This is a genomic window from Planosporangium thailandense (assembly GCF_011947195.1).
Lineage (GTDB): Bacteria > Actinomycetota > Actinomycetes > Mycobacteriales > Micromonosporaceae > Planosporangium > Planosporangium thailandense.
Window position 1 is genome coordinate 81,073 of record NZ_JAATVY010000001.1, and the last position, 14,855, is coordinate 95,927.

11 protein-coding genes are annotated in these 14,855 nt (G+C 72.5%); 10 read left to right on the forward strand and 1 reads right to left on the reverse strand.

Annotated features, from left to right (window positions below):
- Positions 1 to 7 precede the first annotated feature (7 nt).
- A complete protein-coding gene (locus HC031_RS00365; protein ID WP_167923088.1) occupies positions 8 to 202 on the forward strand; it encodes a DUF397 domain-containing protein in 195 nt (64 codons plus the stop codon).
- A 76-nt stretch (positions 203 to 278) separates the two neighbouring features.
- On the opposite strand, the gene HC031_RS00370 is transcribed toward HC031_RS00365, so the two are convergent.
- Positions 279 to 1,928 (reverse strand): alkaline phosphatase D family protein, encoded by a 1,650-nt coding sequence (locus HC031_RS00370; protein ID WP_167923089.1) that lies wholly within the window; start codon positions 1,926 to 1,928, stop codon positions 279 to 281.
- A 126-nt stretch (positions 1,929 to 2,054) separates the two neighbouring features.
- Here HC031_RS00370 and ftsY point away from each other — a divergent pair, with 126 nt between their 5' ends.
- The 9 genes from ftsY to HC031_RS00415 all read left to right on the forward strand — a co-directional run bounded on the left by ftsY (position 2,055) and on the right by HC031_RS00415 (position 14,845).
- Positions 2,055 to 3,332, forward strand: a complete 1,278-nt coding sequence (gene ftsY / locus HC031_RS00375; protein ID WP_167923090.1) for a signal recognition particle-docking protein FtsY — start codon at positions 2,055 to 2,057, stop codon at positions 3,330 to 3,332.
- Positions 3,333 to 3,398: 66 nt separating this feature from the next.
- On the forward strand, positions 3,399 to 4,208 hold the full coding sequence (locus HC031_RS00380; protein ID WP_167923091.1) for an aminoglycoside phosphotransferase family protein: 810 nt from the start codon (positions 3,399 to 3,401) through the stop codon (positions 4,206 to 4,208).
- A gap of 157 nt (positions 4,209 to 4,365) precedes the next feature.
- On the forward strand, positions 4,366 to 5,127 hold the full coding sequence (locus HC031_RS00385) for a DUF4190 domain-containing protein (protein WP_167923092.1): 762 nt from the start codon (positions 4,366 to 4,368) through the stop codon (positions 5,125 to 5,127).
- Between the two features lie 184 nt (positions 5,128 to 5,311).
- Positions 5,312 to 6,691, forward strand: a complete 1,380-nt coding sequence (locus HC031_RS00390) for an ammonium transporter (protein ID WP_338090414.1) — start codon at positions 5,312 to 5,314, stop codon at positions 6,689 to 6,691.
- Positions 6,692 to 6,715: 24 nt separating this feature from the next.
- Positions 6,716 to 7,054, forward strand: coding sequence for a P-II family nitrogen regulator (locus HC031_RS00395; protein WP_167923093.1), 339 nt, complete (start codon positions 6,716 to 6,718; stop codon positions 7,052 to 7,054).
- Positions 7,055 to 9,346, forward strand: a complete 2,292-nt coding sequence (locus HC031_RS00400; RefSeq protein WP_167923094.1) for a [protein-PII] uridylyltransferase — start codon at positions 7,055 to 7,057, stop codon at positions 9,344 to 9,346. It abuts the gene before it with no gap.
- A gap of 260 nt (positions 9,347 to 9,606) precedes the next feature.
- Positions 9,607 to 10,776 (forward strand): beta-1,3-glucanase family protein, encoded by a 1,170-nt coding sequence (locus HC031_RS00405; RefSeq protein ID WP_167923095.1) that lies wholly within the window; start codon positions 9,607 to 9,609, stop codon positions 10,774 to 10,776.
- 150 nt (positions 10,777 to 10,926) lie between these two features.
- Positions 10,927 to 12,474 (forward strand): signal recognition particle protein, encoded by a 1,548-nt coding sequence (gene ffh / locus HC031_RS00410; protein ID WP_167923096.1) that lies wholly within the window; start codon positions 10,927 to 10,929, stop codon positions 12,472 to 12,474.
- 139 nt (positions 12,475 to 12,613) lie between these two features.
- Positions 12,614 to 14,845, forward strand: coding sequence for a transglycosylase domain-containing protein (locus HC031_RS00415; protein ID WP_240941968.1), 2,232 nt, complete (start codon positions 12,614 to 12,616; stop codon positions 14,843 to 14,845).
- Positions 14,846 to 14,855: the final 10 nt, after the last annotated feature.

The following is a 14,855-nucleotide window of genomic DNA, read 5'->3' on the forward strand; positions in this document are numbered from 1 at the left end:
ACCGCGCATGAGCGCGCTAGATGAGACGTGGCGGAAGTCCACGAGGAGTGGTAACCAAGGCCAATGCGTCGAGGTCCGGACCCTCGGCGGGCGGGTCGAGGTCCGCGACAGTAAGGACCCGGACGGCCCGGTCCTGGCGTTCACGTCGGGGGAGTGGGCCGCCTTCCTGGACGGAGCGAAGGGCGGGGAGTTCGACCTCTGATCCCGCCCAGACCGAGACCCCGGGGACGACCTCCGGGGGTCCGTCGTTTCGGCGCGCGCTGGCCGAGTCGGGCGCCTCACGATCGCCGGTCGTGTAGGCGGACCGTGCCGAGCCGGTTCAGCCGTGCCTGCGGGTCCGTCCCCTCCACCAGCGCGTACGCCTCCCGGCCGCGCAGCAGCAGGGTGCTGATCGCGTTGCCGAAGAACGGTCCGGCCGTCAGCTCCCAGCGCAGGCTCGGGGCGGGAGTGCCGGCAAGCCTGGCCAGGCCGCGCGCGAACCGGCCGGCGCCGCCGGTCCAGCCCACCCCGGCGGCGATCCGGATCGCGCCGGGCAGCCCGTTGTGCACCGGGGAGCAGGTGAGCTGGTGCACCGCGCTGGTGACCTCGGGGCCGAGGTGGGCGCGGGCCGCGTACGAGTGGTGCACGTCCCCGGAGAGCACGCTGATCGTGGCGGGCGCGCCGGGCCCGGACCCGAGCTGTCCCAGCAGCGCCGCGAGCGCGTCGAACGAGCGGCCGAACGCCGCCCAGTGCTCCAGGTCCAGTACCCGCCGGATCTTCTCGGCCGGCCCGGCCACCCAGGGTCGCGGTGACTCGCACATCCGCTCGTTCATCGCCTCGACGTGGTGCACCGCCGGCGGCATCAGCCACGGCAGCGACGAGCCCAGCACCAGGTGGTCGTAGTCGCCGCCACGGACGGCGCCGACCAGCCAGTCCCACTCGCCGTCCGGCAGCATCGCCCGCTTGCCGGGCTCCAGTTGGCGGCCGGCCCGGTTGTCGAGCACCGCGATCCGGGTACGCCCGAGGTCGAGGGCGTAGCTCCACCGGTACTCGCCGCGGGCGCTGTCGGCGCGGGCCCCGAAGTCGGTGAGGACCTCCGTGGCGTCACCGGCGGCGCGGACCGCGCGGTAGACCGGGTCGGCCGCCAGCTCGTCCGGCGGGAGGTTGCCCAGGTGCTGGTAGACCCAGTACGACGACAGGCCGGCCGCGATCCGCTCGGCCCACCAGGGATGCGCCTGCTGGTCACGCCGCCAGGACTCGGAGGTGTTCCAGTCGTCGATGATCTCGTGGTCGTCGAAGATCATCATGCTCGGCACCGTCGACAGCAGCCAGCGCACGTCCGGGTCGGTCCACGACTCCAGGTACAGCCGGGTGTACTCGGCGAAGTCGACCACCTGGGTCGCCGGCGCGTCCGGCCGCCGCCGGCGACGGCGCAGCCAGCCGCGGACCGCCGGCGAGGTCTCGTCGGCGTACACCTGGTCGCCCAGCAGCATCAGCGCGTCCGGCCAGTCGGCCGCCCGGTCGCCGCCGGCCCGGACGGCGTCCGCGAGGCGCACCGCGTACGCGTCCAGGGCGTCCGGCGGATGCCGGTCGCCCGCGTGCGGGCTGCCCTGCCGGCACGAGCCGTAGACCAGCCGTACCGGGTCGTGCGGGTCACGGGTGTGGATCGCCGGGGCGGGATACGGATAGTCCGGCGGCGGCCACACCTGCTCGCCGTCGAGCAGCACCCGGTACGCGTCCACGCCGGCCGGCCGCAGCCCCTCCACGACAACCAGCGCGTAATGCCGCCCGTACGCGCTGAACGTGCGCTCCGCGCCGGCAGCGCCGCTGGCCGTGCGGATCTCCACCGTCGCCGGCCGGGCGGTCTGCACCCACACCGTGGCGCGGGAGCCGGCGACCCGCCGCAGGATCGGGCCGAGGACGAGGTCGGCGGCGTCGGCGTCGGGCATGCGCGGCTCCAAGGGTCGGGGGGCGAACCGATGATGCCTGGCCCGGCGGCCGCCGCCAACCGCCGATCGGTCGCCGGCGGCGTGACCCGGCAGGCCGGCGCGCCGGGCGTCTGACACGATTTGGGAGTGGACAAGTACGTAGCCTTCGGCATCGTCGTGATCGTCCTGCTGCTCGCGCTCGCCGGCGCGCTGCTCGCGCCGAGGCGGTTCCGCCGGCGGCCGGGCCCGCCGCCGGCGCCGCCACAGGCACCGCAGCGCCCGGGGGCTCCGACGATCGAAGCCCCGCCGGAGCAGAAACTGCCGCCGACCGCGACGGCCCCACCGATCGAGAAGCCACCCGTCGAGAAGCCACCCGTCGAGAAGCCACGGGTCGAGAAGGCGCCGCCCGCGCCGACCGTGCCGCCGGTGCCGATGGCCCCGCCCGCGGAGGTGGTGGTACCGCCCGTCGAAGTCGCGCCCGTCGTCGAGGTCCCGGCGCCGACCGCCGGCCGCCTGGTCCGCCTGCGCTCGCGGCTGGCCCGCTCGCAGAACGTGTTCGGCAAGACGATGCTCGCCCTGCTGTCGCGCGACAAGCTCGACGACGACACCTGGGACGAGGTCGAGGAGACCCTGATCGGCGCGGACGTCGGCGTCGCGGCCACCACCGAGATCGTCGAGCGGCTGCGCGAGCGCGCCCGGGTGCTCGGCACGTCGTCCACGAGCGAGCTGCGCAAGCTGCTGGCCGACGAGCTGACCACGGCGCTCGAGCCGGACATGGACCGCGCCCTCAAGGCCAGCCCGCACGACGGCCGGCCCGCCGTCGTGCTCGTCGTCGGCGTCAACGGCGCCGGCAAGACCACCACCTGCGGAAAGATCGCGCGGGTACTGATCGCGGACGGCCATTCGGTGCTGCTCGGCGCGGCCGACACGTTCCGGGCCGCCGCGGCCGACCAGCTCGCGACGTGGGCCGGCCGGGTCGGCGCCGAGGTCGTACGCGGCCCCGAAGGGGGCGACCCGGCCGCCGTCGCGTTCGACGCGGTCAAGCGCGGTACGGAGACCGGTGTCGACAGCGTCCTGATCGACACTGCCGGCCGCCTGCAGAACAAGGTCGGCCTGATGGACGAGCTCGGCAAGGTCAAGCGCGTGATCGAGCGGCACGGTCCGGTCGACGAGACGCTGCTGATCCTCGACGCCACGACCGGGCAGAACGGCCTCGAACAGGCGCGGGTGTTCACCGAGGTGGTGGACGTGACCGGGGTGGTGCTGACCAAGCTCGACGGCACCGCCAAGGGCGGCATCGTGATCGCCGTGCAGCGCAAACTCGGCATCCCCGTCAAACTGGTCGGGCTCGGCGAGGGGGCGGACGACCTGGCGCCCTTCGAACCGGCGCAGTTTGTGGACGCGCTGCTGGGGGCAGAGGCATAGGTACCGGGCGCGCACGGACATGGATGCCGGCGCGCCCGCGACGCCCCAGTTGCCGCTACGCCAAGGATGCCCGAGGAGTCCCTGAGCGTGTCACAACCGGAGATCCCCCTGCTGGGTGGGAACACCTCCACGGTCGTGCGGGTCGGCGCGACGGTACGCCGCAACGCCGGGCCGTGGACGCCGTCGGTGCACGCGCTGCTGCGCCACCTCGAGTACGTCGGCTTCACCGGAGCACCGCACGCGCTCGGCATCGACGAGCGGGGGCGGGAGGTGCTGTCCTACCTCGAAGGGGAGTGCGGCGAGTACCCGCTGGCCCCGCACTGGGTCACCGACGAGGCGCTGGTCGCGGTCGCGCGGATGCTGCGCATGTTCCACGACGCGCAGTACGGGTTCCGCCCGGCCCGCGGCGCGGTCTGGCGGTCGTTCGGGCCGCCGCCACCCGACACCGAGGTGATCTGCCACCACGACGCGGCGCCGCACAACGTCATCTGGCGGCCGGACGGAACGCTCGCGATGATCGACTTCGACCTGGCCTCGCCGGGCACCCGGCTGTACGACGTGGCGTACGCGGCGTGGACCTGGGTGCCGCTGTTCACCGACCGTGACTCGTACACGCTGGGCTGGACGCGGCCGAGCCGGCCGCGGCGGCTGCGCCTGTTCGCCGACGCGTACGGGCTGACCCCGCGCGACCGGCAGCGGCTGTTGGGTACGGTCCGCCGGCGGATCGTCGACCATGTCGAAGGCATTCGACGGATGGCCGCCGCGGGGGAGCCGGCGTTCGTCCGCATCGTGCGCCAGGGCCACCTCCGCCGCCCCGCACGTGACCTGCGGCTGATCGACCATGAGCGGCTGTTGCTGGAGCACGCGCTGCGCTAACCCGCAGCCGGCGGCGCGGACGCTATCCGAGCCCGCCGATTAACTGCGGTAGGGTGCCGGCGGTCAGGAGATGCACGGCCGGGCTGGCGGGAGCCCGGCCGGCGGATCGGTGCGTACGGGTGGCGGTCGGCGGTCACCGGGAGGGAGTCGAAGGCCTGTGAGCCAGCCATCGTTCGGTGAGCTCGACGGGCAGGACCCGTACGAGATCCTCGAACTGCCGCCGGGCGCGCCCGACGCCGACATCCGCGCCGCCCGCAAGCGCCTGCTGCGCCGGTACCACCCGGACATGCCCAGCGGCGACCTGCGCCGCACCCAGCTGATCACCGCCGCGGCCGACCTCCTGCTCGACCCGCTGCGCCGCGACGGCTACTACGACCTGCGCGGCGAGCAGTCCCGGCGGACGGTGTTCGCGACCGCCGACGCCACCGACGACCGGTACGGCTCAGACGGACCCGAGGAGCCGATCCGGCCGACGTTCGTCACTCCGCCGCCCGGACCGTCCGCCCGGAACGACCCGTTCCGGGCCGCCTCCGCCTTCGCCGCGGAGGGCTTCTTCACCGCGTCCGACTCCTTCGCGCCGTCCTCCGCGCCCGCCTGGGACGCGCCGGGCGCCGATGACGCGCCGGGCCCCGCCGACCCGCGGCCCGGCAGTACGTCCGGTGGTGCCGAGCCGCAGCCGGACCGGGCCGGCCGGCGGTCCCGCGACAGTTTCGCGGTCTCCCGCTGGAACGCGCTGGCCATCGCGTCCGTGGTGGCCATCCTGACCTGGACGCCGATCCCGCTCGTCCTCGGTCTGCTGGCGCTGCGCCAGATCCGCCGCTACGACCAGCGCGGGATGCGGCTGGCCGTCACCGGCATCGTCGCCGGCGCCGTGCTGGCGTTGATCTACCTGTACTTCCTGGTCTCCACCGGTTTCTAGCCCCCGCCGTCCGGGCGGCTCGGCGCTTGTCTTCACACGTACGAAACAGACGGTCACGCGGTCGAAACCGCGATGCGCCAAAGCCGGAAACAGGGGTTCGCCATTCTTTCGCCATCCGGCACCTGGTGGGCGGCGCTGCCCCGATCGGCCGGGAGGCAGGAATACGGACCGAGAGGAGGCCTGCGTGCCGCCGATCAACTACGGCGACACCGCCTGGGTGCTCGCTTCCAGTGCGCTCGTACTGCTCATGACGCCGGGCCTGGCCCTGTTCTACGGCGGCATGGTGCGGACCAAGAGCGTGCTGAACATGCTCATGATGAACTTCGCCACGATCGCCGTGGTCAGCGTGTTGTGGGTGGCGTACGGCTACGCGTGGTCGTTCACCACCGACTCCTTCCACGGGCTGATCGGCGGCTCTGACGCCTACGGCCTGCGGGGCACGTTCGACGCTCTGACCGGAGCCGACGGCGACAGGATCCCCGTGCTGGCGTTCTCCGGGTTCCAACTGATGTTCGCGATCATCACGCCGGCGCTCATCAGCGGCGCGATCGCCGACCGGGTCAGGTTCAGGTCCTGGCTGATCTTCGTCGCGGTGTGGACGACGGTGGTGTACTTCCCGGTCGCGCACTGGGTCTTCTTCTTCGACAACGGCCACGGCGGGTGGATCGCCGACCGGCTCAAGGCGTTCGACTTCGCGGGCGGAACCGCCGTCCACGTCAACGCCGGCGCGGCGGCGCTCGCCCTGACGCTCGTCCTCGGCAAGCGGGTCGGCTGGCCGCAGGAGCGGTTCAAGCCGCACAACGTGCCCATGGTCCTGCTCGGCGCCGGCCTGCTGTGGTTCGGCTGGTTCGGCTTCAACGCCGGCTCCGCCCTGGCCGCCAACGGCCTGTCCGCGATCGCGTTCATGAACACCCAGGTCGCCACGGGCGCCGCGCTACTGGGCTGGATCATCGTGGAGTGGCTGCGCGACGGCAGGCCGACCGCGCTGGGCGGCGCGTCCGGCGCGGTGGCCGGCCTGGTCGCGGTCACCCCCGCCTGCGCCACGATCGAACCGCTCGGCGCGATCGCGCTCGGTCTGATCGCCGGCGCCGTTTGCGCCCTGGCGGTCGGCCTGAAGTACCGGCTCGGCTTCGACGACTCGCTCGACGTGGTCGGGGTGCACATGGTCGGCGGCGCGACGGGCGCCCTGCTCATCGGCCTGCTGGCGGCGCCGTTCATCGCGGGCACCGGCGGGGTTGCGGGCCTGCTCTACGGCGGCGGGTTCGGCCAGTTGGGCAGGCAGGCGCTCGCCGTGGTCGCGGTCGCGGTGTACTCCTTCGTCCTCGCGTACGCGATCGGCTGGGTCATCCAGAAGACCATCGGGTTCCGGGTCACCAGGGAGGCCGAGATCGAGGGCATCGACACCGCCGAGCACGCGGAGAGCGCGTACGACTTCCTGCCCGTCTCCGGTACCGGCGGCGCCTTCACGATCGCCCGGGTCGGCTCCGGCCGGCCGAGCGCCGACCGGGCGGCCGAGGCCCCGGACGGCGAGCCCACGTCGGTCAGCGAGCGGATCCCCGGTTAGCGTGCAGGGGTGGAGGGAATTGCCATGAAACTCGTGACCGCGGTCGTCAAGCCGTACCAGCTCGACGCCGTCAAGGAGGCGCTGCAGTCACTGGGCGTGTCCGGCCTGACCGTCAGCGAGGTCCAGGGGTACGGGCGGCAGAAGGGCCACACCGAGGTGTACCGGGGCGCCGAGTACACGGTGGACTTCGTACCCAAGATCCGAGTCGAGGTCCTGATCGACGAGATGGACGCCGACAAGATCGTCGACTCGATCGTCCGGGCGGCCCGCACCGGGAAGATCGGCGACGGCAAGGTCTGGGTCACGCCCGTGGAGGACGTGGTCCGGGTCCGCACCGGCGAGCGTGGGCTCGACGCCCTGTAGATGAACGTCCGAGAGGCGGTGCCGACGACCGGTCCGGGCCGCAGCGCGAAGCCGCGCGGGCCGGACCGGTCGCAGGCCATCGAGGTACCTGTGGGGGTCGGCGCCGCGGCGCGGGAGGACCGGTCGCGCGCCCTCGACGCCTGGCTGGCCTGCCTGCTGCCGGCCGGGGACGACCTCGCGCTGGTAGCCGTGGGCGGGCTGGCCCGCCGCGAGTGCGCACCGTACGGCGACCTCGACCTCGTCCTGCTGCACACCGGCACGGCCGACATCGAAGCGGTCGCCGAGGAGATCTGGTACCCGATCTGGGACGCCCGGCTGTCGCTGGACCACTCGGTACGCACCGTCGACGAGGCCGTCGAGATCGCGGGTACCGACGTCAAGGCGGCCCTCGGCATGCTGGACGCGCGGCTGATCGCCGGCGACGCGGCGCTGCTCGCGCGGCTGCGGGAGCGGGTCACCGCGCAGTGGCGGCGCGGCGCGGCGCGGACGCTGCTGCAGCTGCACGAACTGTGCCAGCAGCGCTGGTCCGCGCATGGCGAGCTGGCGTTCCTGCTGGAAGGCGACCTCAAGGAGGCCCGGGGCGGCCTGCGCGACCTCGGGGTGCTGCGCGGCATCGGGTACGCGGGGGTGGCCGACGCCGGCCGGCCGGCGGTCCGGGCCGCGCAGCGGTGGCTGCTCGACGTCCGCGACGCCCTCCACACCGTCGCCGGCCGGCGGGTCGACCGGCTGCTCGCCCAGGACCGGGCCGAGCTGGCCGGGCTGCTCGACCTCGGGTCCGGTGACGAGGTGCTGCGGCGGGTCACCGACGCCGCCCGTACCGTCACGTACGCCCTCGACGACGCCTGGCGCGCCGTGGGTCGCTGGCGGCCGGGCGGATCGTCGCGGGGCCGCCGCCCCACGCGTACCCCGATCGCCCGCGACGTCGTGGAGCAGGACGGGGAGGCGGTGCTGGCGCGGGCGGCCGTCACGCCCATCCCGGACCCGAGCCTCGCCCTGCGGGTCGCCGCCGCGGCCGCCCGGTCCGGGCTGCCCATCGCCCGGCCGACGTTGGAGTGGCTGGCCCAGTTCTCGGCGCCGCTGCCCAGCCCGTGGCCGGCGGCCGCCCGCGACGCGCTCCTGACCCTGCTGGGCGCGGGCGACCCGCTGGTGGCCACCTGGGAGGCGTGCGACCGGTACGGCCTGGTCACCGCCTGGCTGCCGGAGTGGTCCCGGGTACGCAGCCTGCCGCAGCACAACCCGGTCCACCGGTTCACCGTGGACCGGCACCTCGTGGAGACCGCCCGGGCGGCCGCCACGTACGTGCGCGAGGTGCCCCGTCCCGACCTGCTGATGCTGTGCGCGCTGCTGCACGACCTCGGCAAGGGCGCGCCGGGCGACCACAGCATCGTCGGAGCGCCCATGGCCGCCGCCGTCGCCGCCCGCATCGGGCTGGCGGAAGCCGACTGCGCCGTGGTCGAGCGGGTGGTACGCCTGCACCTGCTGCTGCCGGAGACCGCGACCCGCCGGGACCTGGGCGACCCGGTGACCGTCCGGGCGGTGGCGGACGCCGTGGGCGACACCGACACGCTCGCGCTGCTGTACGCGCTCACCCGCGCCGACGCCGCGGCAACGGGTCCGGCCGCCTGGTCGTCGTGGAAGGGGCGCCTCGTCGCGCAGCTGGTCGACCGGGTGGAGCACGCGCTGGACACCGGCCGGGTACCCCGAATGCCGCCGGCCGCCCCGCCGATCGCGGTCGGCCCGCTTCCCCGCGTACGCCTGGACGGAGATCGCGTCACGGTGACCGCGCCGGACAGTCCGGGGCTGCTCGCGGCGGTGGCCGGTTGTCTGTCGCTGCACCGGCTGGACGTCGTCGCCGCCGACGTCCACGCGTTCGACGGGGTCGCGCGGGTGATGTGCGGCGTGCAGCCGCGTTACGGCGGCACGCCCGATCCTGACCTGCTCGGCCGTGACCTGCGCCGCGCGGTGGCCGGGGAGCTGGACGTGGCGGCCCGGCTCGCGGCCCGGGAGCGGTCGACGCGCGGGCCGGTCGGTGCGGCCGCGCCGCGGGTCGTCTGGCAGCCCGCCACCGGCGCCGCCGTCCTCGAACTGCGCGCGGCCGACTCGCCGGGGCTGCTCTACCGGGTGGCGAGGGCGCTGGCCGCGGCCGGCGTGCGGGTGCGGGCCGCCCGGATCTCGACGCTGGGCGGTGCCGCCGTCGACGCGTTCTACCTGGTGGGCGCGTGGGATGACGCGCGGGCGCGGGCCGCGGTCGAGGCTGCGGTGCTCGGCGCGGCCTTGCCGAGCGCGGGGTAGCGACGGCGCGGCCTTGCCGAGCGCGGGATAGCGACGGCGCGGCCTTGCCGAGCGCGGGATAGCGACGGCGCGGCCTTGCCGAGCGCGGGGTAGCGCGCGGGCGGGTGATCCGTCCCCGGCTCGGCCCGTGCGGTTTCTGAGTTCTTGCTTAACCCACCGTTATTTTGAAGGTAATCAATTGATTGCCCGTCGGATGAGCGCGCACCATCAGTTCACTTTGTTTAGAGAGCGCTCTCTCCGAGTGACGGGAGTCTTACCTCATGGTTTCCAGAAGAGCCATCCTGGGCGGCGCCATCGCTGCCGGAATCGGCGGACCCCTGGCCGTTTCCGCGCTCTTCTCCGCGGCGCAGGCCGCGGACGGACTGCCGGTCACGGTGGTCAACAACACCGGCCGCTTCGCCAACACCGAGATCTTCATGTACATCGTCGGCACCGACCCCGCATCGGGCCAGCAGGGCTTCGTGCGCTCGTCCGCCCGGCTGACGCCGGCGCAGCTGTCCGATAACGGGCCGGACGGCTTCGCCGACCTCGCGATCCCGCTCGCGGCGAGCGGGCCGACGACCGTCGTCCTGCCGAAGATGTCCGGCCGGATCTACTTCTCGGTGAACGACAAGATCAAGTTCAAGGTGGTGCCGGACGGCGCCGGTCGACCCGCGCTGCAGTTCCCCGCCGGATGGGTCGCGAGCGACCCGAGCTTCCCGGTGCTGCACGACTGTGTCGAGTTCACGTTCAGCGACGCCGGAATGTTCTGCAACACGACCATGGTCGACATGTTCAGCATCCCGATGTCGATCACGCTTACCGGCGCGAAGACGCAGATCGCCGGCGCGCTGGTGGACGGCGGCCGGGACAAGATCTTCGCCGCGCTGCGCGCCGTCCCCGAGTTCGCCCGCCTGGTCGTCGGCGACAACCTGCGGGTGATCGCTCCGGGTCACGGAATCGAGGCGGGCCTGTTCCCGTCGACCTTCTACGACTCTTACATCGACGCCGTCTGGGCCAGGTACCGGACGACCGACCTCCGGATCACCGCCAACGGCAGGGTCTTCACGGGGCGGGTCACCGGCGATCAGCTCGTCTTCGACGCCGGCGTGGCGCCGTTCCGCAAGCCCACCACCAAGGACGTGTTCTTCTGCGACGGCGCGCTCGCCGCGCCCAACGACGGGGTGACCGGCCCGGTCGCCGCGATGCTGGGGGCCGGTTTCAATCGGGCGACCCTGCTCGACAGCCCTGACCAGCCCGTCGGAGATCCGGCCCGGTTCTACCAGGGCGCGGTGGCCAACCGGTACTCGGCCGCGATGCACGCCAGTTCGGTGGACGGCAAGGCGTACGGGTTCGCCTTCGACGACGTGGTCGACTTCGCCTCGTTCATCCAGGACACGGCGCCGACGGGAATGACGGTGACCCTGACACCGTTCGGCTCTTCGGGGTGATCCCCGCCCGGGCAGGTGCGCCGGCGGCGACTCCGCGTCCGGCGCGCGGGCATACGGGTGAGCACTCGGCAGAGCGCTCCGGCCCGATACCCTTGCCTCGGGGCGCTGGCCCCACTGCCCGCACGAATCCGACATCAGGGATGTATCGCCGTGTTTGACACGCTAAGCGACCGGCTATCCGGGATCTTCTCCAAGCTGCGAAGCAAGGGGCGGCTCACCGACGCCGACATCGACGCCACCGCGCGTGAGATCCGTCTCGCGCTGCTCGAGGCCGATGTCGCGCTGCCCGTCGTCAAGGCGTTCATCGCCCGGCTCAAGGAGCGGGCCCGGGGCGCGGAGGTCTCGCAGGCGCTCAACCCGGCCCAGCAGGTCATCAAGATCGTCCACGAGGAGCTGGTGGAGGTCCTCGGCGGTGAGAGCCGGCGTCTCCGGCTGGCCAAGCAGCCGCCGAGCGTCATCATGCTGGCCGGCCTGCAGGGTTCGGGTAAGACGACCCTCGCCGGCAAGCTCGCCCTCCACCTCAAGGCACAGGGGCACCAGCCGCTGCTGGTCGCCGCCGACCTGCAGCGCCCGAACGCCGTCAACCAGCTCCAGGTGCTCGGCGGCCGCGCCGGCGTCGAGGTGTTCGCGCCGGAGCCGGGCAACGGCGTCGGCGACCCCGTGGCCGTGGCCCACGCCTCGGTCGAGCACGCCCGCCGCCACATGCGCGACATCGTCATCGTCGACACCGCCGGCCGGCTCGGTATCGACGCCGAGATGATGGCGCAGGCCGCGGCGATCCGCGACGCGGTCGACCCCGACGAGGTGCTGTTCGTCATCGACGCGATGGTCGGTCAGGACGCGGTCGCGACGGCCGAGGCGTTCCGCGACGGCGTCGGCATCAGCGGCGTGGTGCTGTCGAAGCTGGACGGCGACGCCCGCGGTGGCGCGGCGCTGTCGGTGCGGCACGTCACCGGTGAGCCGATCCTGTTCGCCTCCACCGGCGAGAAGCTCGAGGACTTCGACGTCTTCCACCCCGACCGGATGGCCTCCCGCATCCTCGGCATGGGCGACGTGCTCACCCTGATCGAGCAGGCCGAAGCGGCGTTCGAGGACGACCAGAAGGAGCGCATGACCGCCAAGCTCCTCGGCGGTCAGCAGTTCACGCTCGAGGACTTCCTGGAGCAGATCGTCGCGGTGCGGCGGATGGGGCCGATCGCGAACATCCTGTCGATGATGCCCGGCATGGGGCAGATGAAGGACCAGCTGGCTGAGGTCGATGACAAGCACTTCGACCGCATCACCGCGATCATCCGCTCGATGACGCCGGGCGAGCGGGAGAACCCCAAGGTCATCAACGCGTCGCGGCGGCTGCGCATCGCCAACGGCTCGGGCGTGACCGTCATGGAGGTCAACCAGCTGCTCAACCGCTTCACCGAGGCGCAGAAGATCATGAAGCAGATGGGCGGCATGATGGGCCTGCCCGGCATGCGGCGCAAGGCGACCAAGTCGCCCAAGAACAAGCGCAAGGGCGGCAAGGGCGGCGGGCGGCCCCGTACCGGCGGCATGCCGGCCGGCCTGCCCGGCGGCTTCCCGGGTGGGATGCCGGCGCTGCCTCCCGGCCTCGACCCCGGCATGCTCGACGCGGGCGGCGGGCAGGGCGGATTCAAGCCCCCGAAGATCGACTTTTCGAAGTTGAACAAGCGCGACGATAGGTAATCCACTTAGGACACCTGCTGACCTGCTGCGCGGTACCGCATGCCGCGCGCTCCGGCACGCGGTCACGGCCGGGTGGACCGGGTAGGCGATAATCGGCTGAGCGTTCGTCATCGTCACTGTGACGTAGACAACAGCTTCGATGCGCGCCGTGACCCGGCTTACCGGGTACGGCGTCTACTGGCCGCGCCACCCGACCCGGGTCGGCGAGCGACGTGGTGCCTATTGGGGGCGGTGCATGCGGGAGCGCAAGCTCAGGAAGTTGCTGTCCGATGGTGGGATCAGGAAGATCCTGTCGCTGGTCGGGTGCGGGGTGGTCGCGGGCGTGGTCGTCGCGGCGGCGGCGCTGCCCGCTGCCGCGATGACCGGGGCGTTGACCACCGCAGGCGTGGACGCGTTCGACAGCCTTCCGGCCGACTTCACGACGGTGCCCGCCCCGCAGAGCTCGTTCATCTACGCCTCGGACGGCAAGACCCTGCTGGCGATGCTCTACGACGAAAACCGGCGCGACGTCCCGCTTTCGGACGTGGCACCGGTGATGCAGCAGGCGATCGTCGCCTCCGAGGACGTCCGCTTCTACTCCCACCACGGCGTCGACTTCAAGGGTGTGGCCCGCGCGCTGGTCGCCGACAACGGCGGCGACTCGCAGGGCGCCTCCACTCTGACCATGCAGTACGTGCGCCAGAGCGCCATCTACTCGGCCAAGACCCCCGAGGAGGTGGTCGCGGCGAGCGAGAAGACCAAGGCTCGCAAGATCCGCGAGATGAAGCTCGCCATGGCGCTGGAGGAGAAGCTCAACAAGAAGCAGATCCTGGAGCGGTACCTCAACATCGCGCCGTTCGGCCACGGCGCCTGGGGCATCTACGCCGCGAGCCACGTGTACTTCGGCAAGGACCCGAAGGACCTCACGCTGCCGGAAGCGGCGCTGCTCGCGGGCCTGGTGCAGGCGCCGTCGTCGTACGACCCGGCCGACCCGGCGAAGCTCCCCGCGGCGCTCAAACGGCGTGAGCACGTCTTCGACCAGATGGTCCGGGCGCACAACATCACCGCCCAGCAGGCCGCGGAGGCGCGCAAGGCGCCGCTGCAGATCACCGACCAGCACCCGTCGCAGGGCTGCGTCTCGGTGCCGTACGCGAGCCTCGGCGCCGGGTTCTTCTGCGACTACCTGTACCGCTGGTGGCTGGAACAGCCGGCGTTCGGCGCCGACGCCTACGAACGCGAAAACCGGCTGCGCAGCGGCGGGTACACCATCATCAGCTCGCTGGACATAGGCATCCAGCAGGCGATGAAGCGCAACATCGACTCGAAGATCAAGGCCACCGACCGGCGGGCGCTCATGCTCAGCGCCGTCGAGCCGTCCACCGGCCGGGTGCTGGCGATGGCCACCAACCGCAACTTCAGCCTCGACACCAGCGGCAACCTGCCCAACCCGAACCGGGCCATCAGCGGGCCGGGCAGCTTCCCCAACACCACCAACCCGCTGATCTCCGGGGGCGGCGGCGTCAACGGCTACCAGGCGGGCTCCACGTTCAAGATGTTCACGATGCTCGCCGCACTCGAGAAGGGCATGCCGCTCAGCACGACGATCGACGCTCCGGCGGTGTACCACTCGCACTACCCGACGAAGGGCACCAACTGCCCAGGCACCCAGGACTGGTGCCCGAAGAACGCGAGCGCGTCCGAGGCCGGCACCTTCAACATGTGGACCGGCTTCGGCAAGTCGGTCAACACCTTCTTCGTGCCGCTGGAGGAGCGGGCCGGCGCGGAGAACGCGGTGGCCGTGGCCCAGCGTCTGGGGATCCAGTTCCGGGCCCAGAGCGACCAGGAAAACGCCAAGGGCGCCCACTACTGGGGTCCGTTCACCCTGGGCGTCTCGGCGACCACGCCGCTCGACCTGGCAGGGGCGTACGCGAGCCTGGCCAACGACGGCGCGCACTGCGCGCCGACCCCGATCACCGAGATCCGCGACGCCAACGGCAAGCCGCTGGACGTCGGAAAGCCGCAGTGCACCAACGGGGTCAGCGCCGACGTCGCCCACGCCGCCATCGACGCCGCCCGCTGCCCGGTCGGCGACCACGGTGGCCTCAACCAGTGCCACGACGCCTCCACCGCGCGCGGGGTGGCGGCGACCGTCGGGAAGCCGGTGTTCGGTAAGACCGGTACGACCGACACCAACGAGTCGGCGACGCTGGTCGCCTCGACGAAGCAGGTCACGGTTGCCGGGATCGAGGCCGACCCGGACTGGCAGGCCGACGCGAGCGCCGACCACAACCACGTGGACCAGTCGGTCGCGGAGACGCTGCGCGACGCCATGGCCGGCAAGCCCGCGATCGACTTCCCGCAACCCAGCTCACGGCTCGCGTACGGCAGATGACCCGACCGGT

Coding starts and splice junctions, on each gene's coding strand:
- HC031_RS00415 (WP_240941968.1), top strand. CDS start 12,614: ATGCGCGCCGTGACCCGGCTTACCGGGTACGGCGTCTACTGGCCGCGC.
- HC031_RS00400 (WP_167923094.1), top strand. CDS start 7,055: ATGAACGTCCGAGAGGCGGTGCCGACGACCGGTCCGGGCCGCAGCGCG.
- HC031_RS00380 (WP_167923091.1), top strand. CDS start 3,399: ATGCCCGAGGAGTCCCTGAGCGTGTCACAACCGGAGATCCCCCTGCTG.
- HC031_RS00395 (WP_167923093.1), top strand. CDS start 6,716: ATGAAACTCGTGACCGCGGTCGTCAAGCCGTACCAGCTCGACGCCGTC.
- HC031_RS00365 (WP_167923088.1), top strand. CDS start 8: ATGAGCGCGCTAGATGAGACGTGGCGGAAGTCCACGAGGAGTGGTAAC.
- HC031_RS00405 (WP_167923095.1), top strand. CDS start 9,607: ATGGTTTCCAGAAGAGCCATCCTGGGCGGCGCCATCGCTGCCGGAATC.
- HC031_RS00370 (WP_167923089.1), bottom strand. CDS start 1,928: ATGCCCGACGCCGACGCCGCCGACCTCGTCCTCGGCCCGATCCTGCGG.